The sequence below is a fragment of the Pseudomonas sp. NPDC089741 genome, assembly GCF_044748825.1.
In the GTDB taxonomy this organism is placed as follows: Bacteria; Pseudomonadota; Gammaproteobacteria; order Pseudomonadales; family Pseudomonadaceae; genus Aquipseudomonas; species Aquipseudomonas helmanticensis.
Map to the genome: position 1 here is coordinate 1 of NZ_JBIVGT010000071.1, position 4,174 is coordinate 4,174.

A 4,174-nucleotide genomic window follows, 5' to 3' on the forward strand; every position below is an offset into this window, starting at 1 on the left:
TCATTTCATGTAGGACCGTCGGTTTCCGGGCTGCCGGAAACGGCGTTCGGCACACACGACTTCTCACGGTCGGTGTCAGGTGCGTCGGGAGTGGTTGGCCATTCCCGTGTCCAGCGATGTGCGACCAATTGGGCCGATATCGCGACGTACGCGTCCTGCTTGCTGTGGCTACTTAAGCACTCAGTCAGGAGGAGGAATCCACCAGCGGCTGTGGACGAGATGAAGCGTCTTGATAAAGCCTATTGCTACACAGTCCAGCGGTTGTGCATCTCCACCCTACACGTATCCCTGATAATTCGGGTGCTGCCGCGCGCAGAATCCGCAGCGGGTTGGCATTTACCGTGAGCTCCGATAGGGGAGGTCACGCATCATGGCTAATTCAGGCGATGTTTCCGAAGCTTTCGCTCGGGGTCATCTGCAGCTGACTGCACTTTGTGAACTGGCCTTGAATGTGTGCCTGTCAGGCGAGTAAAAACTCTGCTCGACGGTGTAATTCAGGCCTCATGTCACCTGCGCTTGTTACAACTGCAAACTCCACCGTTACGTAGCGAAAGCCCCGTAGGACGGCCTCGCGTCCTGGTGAATTGCGTTGGTCAGGGCCGGTTTTTGACCGTGATTCCTCTGTCCAGGCCGCTTTTGGCGGCGTTCGCGACTATAGCAGCAATGATTAAGTGCTTCAATTCCATAAAAATTGTTATCATCCGCGGCATGACAACTACTGCCCCTTCGACTCCAGGCGTTCAATTGCTTGAAGTCTCGCCGGAGTATGCCGGCCAACGAATCGACAATTTTCTCCTCGCCCGGCTCAAAGGCGTGCCCAAGACCTTGATTTACCGGATTTTGCGTAAAGGCGAAGTGCGTGTGAACAAAGGTCGGATCAAGCCCGAATACAAGCTGCAGGCCGGCGATATCGTGCGCGTGCCGCCCGTTCGCGTGCCTGAGCGCGACGAACCGGTGCCACTGGCCCAAGGCCTGTTGCAGCGCCTGGAAGCCTCGATTGTCTTCGAAGACAAAGCCCTGATCGTGATCAACAAGCCCGCAGGCATTGCGGTTCACGGTGGCAGCGGCTTGAATTTCGGCGTCATCGAAGCCTTTCGTCAGTTGCGCCCCGATACCAAAGAGCTGGAACTGGTGCACCGTCTCGACCGTGACACCTCCGGCCTGCTGATGATCGCGAAAAAGCGCAGCATGTTGCGCCACTTGCACGAACAATTGCGTGGCGACGGCGTCGACAAGCGCTACATGGCGCTGGTGCGCGGCAACTGGGCGACCTCGATCAAGAAAGTCAGCGCGCCATTGCTCAAGAGCAATTTGCGTTCTGGCGAGCGCATGGTTGAGGTCAACGAAGAAGGCAAAGAAGCCCTGACGATGTTCAAGGTGCTGCGCCGCTTCGGTGATTTCGCCACCATGGTCGAGGCCAAACCGGTTACCGGTCGTACCCACCAGATTCGCGTGCACACTCTGCATGCTGGCCATTGCATTGCTGGCGACAGCAAGTATGGCGATGAGGGTTTCACCAAGGAAATCCGCGATCTGGGCGGCAAGCGTCTGTTTCTGCACGCCTACATGCTGACCGTGCCGCTGCCGGACGGTGGCAAGCTGACCTTGCAAGCACCGGTCGACGAAATGTGGGCCAAGACCGTGGAGCGATTGAGTGCGCCCATCTGATTACAAGCTGCTGATTTTTGATTGGGACGGCACGCTGGCCGATTCAATTCATCGGATCGTCGAGGCGATGCACTCTGCATCCGGGCGTTCCGGCTTCGAGTTGCGTGATGATTTCGCCGTAAAAGGTATCATCGGCCTGGGTCTGCCCGAGGCGATCCGCACCTTGTATCCGCAAATCAGCGACGCTGAAATGACCTTGTTTCGCGAGTATTACGCCGATCACTACATCGCCGCCGAAGCCGTGCCTTCGCCGTTGTTCGAAGGCGTCGTCGAGTCGATGGCGTCCTTTCGCGAGCAGGGTTATCACCTGGCTGTGGCGACCGGCAAGAATCGTCGCGGGCTGGATCGCGTGCTCAAGGCCAATGGCTGGGAAGAATATTTCGATATCACCCGTGCTGCCGATGAAACTGCGAGCAAGCCGCACCCTCTGATGCTGGAACAGATCCTTGCGCATTGTGGTGTGCGTGCGGAGCAGGCATTGATGGTTGGTGACTCGTCGTTCGATCTGCTGATGGCGCGTAACGCCGGGATGGATTCGGTGGCGGTCAGTTACGGCGCGCAATCGATCGAATCGCTGCAGCAGTTCGAGCCGCGCCTGTCGATCGACCGTTTTTCTGAATTGCATGCCTGGCTGGCGCAGCAGGCTTAATACGTTTTTGCTGGGGTGGATGGCATGACCGACGAATGGAAAGCACCGGCCAAGGCAAGTGCCGACGACGGTGACCAGAAAAGCTGGAAGCTGTTGGAAAAAACGCTGCTGGCTGGCGTGCAGGAGCAGCGTCGCTCGCGTCGCTGGGGGATTTTCTTCAAGCTGCTGACGTTTGTTTATCTGTTTGTGGCGTTGATTCTGTTCACGCCGCTGATGGACATGGAAAAAAGCGCCACGCGCGGGCCGAATTACAGCGCGTTGATCGACATCACCGGAATGATCGCCGACAAGGAACCGGCCAGTGCCGACAACATCGTCGGCAGCCTGCGTGCCGCGTTCGAGGACAAGAAGGTCAAGGGCGTCATCCTGCGCATCAACAGCCCTGGCGGCAGTCCGGTGCAGTCGGGTTATGTCTATGACGAGATCAAGCGTCTGCGTGGTCTGCATCCGGATATCAAAGTGTATGCGGTGATTTCCGATCTCGGTGCGTCCGGTGCCTATTACATCGCCAGTGCAGCGGATCAGATCTACGCCGACAAGGCGAGTCTGGTCGGCTCCATTGGTGTGACGGCGGCGGGTTACGGTTTTGTCGGCACCATGGAGAAGCTAGGCGTCGAGCGTCGCACTTACACCTCGGGCGAGCACAAGTCGTTTCTCGATCCGTTCCAGCCGCAGAAGCCTGAAGAGACGGCCTTCTGGCAGAGTGTGCTGGATACGACGCACAAGCAGTTCATCAACAGCGTCAAGCAGGGGCGTGGCGATCGCTTGAAGGACAAAGAGCATCCGGAGTTGTTCTCCGGGCTGGTCTGGTCAGGCGAGCAGGCGCTGCCGCTGGGCTTGATCGACGGGCTGGGCAATGCCAGCTCTGTGGCGCGCGATGTGATTGGCGAGAAGGAGCTGGTGGACTTCACCGTTCAGGAATCGCCGTTTGATCGCTTCTCGAAGAAGCTCGGTGCCAGTGTGGCTGAGCAGTTGGCGATGTGGATGGGTTTCCATGGGCCTTCGTTGCGCTGATTCGTTGTAAAGATCAAAAGATCGCAGCCTGCGGCAGCTCCTACAGGGTTTTACATTCCCATGTAGGAGCTGCCGCAGGCTGCGATCTTTTGCGTTATGGGATCTGCACACCTTCAGCCAGCAACATGTCGATCAGCCGAATCAGCGGTAAACCGATCAGGCTGGTCGCGTCCGGGCCTTCGGTCGACTGAAACAGGCTCACTCCCAGTCCTTCCGCCTTGAAGCTGCCTGCGCAGTCATACGGCTGCTCGATGCGCAGATAGCGCTCAATGCGCGCCTGGTCGAGTTGGCGCATATGCACGGTAAACGGCACGCAGTCGACTTGGCACTCGCCTGTCTGGCTGTTGAGCAGGGCCAGGCCGGTCAGGAAGGTCACACTGGCGCCGCTGGCCGCCATCAGTTGCTCGCGGGCCTTCTCGAAGGTGTGCGGCTTGCCGATGATCTGCTCGCCGAGCACGGCCACCTGGTCCGAGCCGATGATCAGGTGGGCGGGGTGACTGTCAGCCAATGCCCGGGCTTTTTGCTCGGCGAGGCGTTTGACCAGTTCGATGGCGGACTCGCCCGGGCGATGGCTTTCATCGATATCCGGCGAACTGCAGACGAACGGCAGGTGCAGACGGGCGAGCAATTCGCGACGATAGGTCGAGCTTGAAGCGAGTAATAAAGGCAGCATTCACGTCTCCTGAGGCAGGTGCGAATTCTAGCGGAGGCACGCAAGTGACGGACAGGGCACAATTTCCTTTGACATGGGTGGGTGCATCCCTATAATGCTGCGCCTATGTTGAATGACCCGATTCCACCTCACGTTGACCCGCGCAAATTGGCTGATCGTGGCACCACCCT

The 4,174-nt window shown here is 58.3% G+C and carries 4 protein-coding genes and 1 pseudogene; 4 read left to right on the plus strand and 1 reads right to left on the minus strand.

Annotation, left to right across the window (positions count from 1 at the left end; all coding sequences use genetic code 11):
• Positions 1-708: 708 nt before the first annotated feature.
• The 3 genes from rluC to sppA are packed head-to-tail and all read left to right on the plus strand — an operon-like array spanning position 709 to position 3,331.
• The gene (rluC, locus tag ACIPZE_RS28660; protein ID WP_129395030.1) at positions 709-1,668 is read left to right on the plus strand and encodes a 23S rRNA pseudouridine(955/2504/2580) synthase RluC; all 960 of its coding nucleotides are present in this window, start codon (positions 709-711) and stop codon (positions 1,666-1,668) included.
• The gene (locus ACIPZE_RS28665) at positions 1,655-2,317 is read left to right on the plus strand and encodes an HAD-IA family hydrolase (protein ID WP_283439100.1); all 663 of its coding nucleotides are present in this window, start codon (positions 1,655-1,657) and stop codon (positions 2,315-2,317) included. Before rluC ends, ACIPZE_RS28665 begins: the two co-directional genes overlap by 14 nt.
• Before the next feature lie 24 nt (positions 2,318-2,341).
• On the plus strand, positions 2,342-3,331 hold the full coding sequence (gene sppA / locus ACIPZE_RS28670) for a signal peptide peptidase SppA (protein ID WP_283439099.1): 990 nt from the start codon (positions 2,342-2,344) through the stop codon (positions 3,329-3,331).
• Positions 3,332-3,425: 94 nt separating this feature from the next.
• Here sppA and ACIPZE_RS28675 read toward each other — a convergent pair whose 3' ends face one another.
• A complete protein-coding gene (locus ACIPZE_RS28675) occupies positions 3,426-4,004 on the minus strand; it encodes a Maf family protein (protein ID WP_400776787.1) in 579 nt (192 codons plus the stop codon).
• Positions 4,005-4,109: 105 nt separating this feature from the next.
• Here ACIPZE_RS28675 and ACIPZE_RS28680 point away from each other — a divergent pair.
• Positions 4,110-4,174, plus strand: a pseudogene (locus ACIPZE_RS28680) (metal-binding protein); the annotation flags it as partial.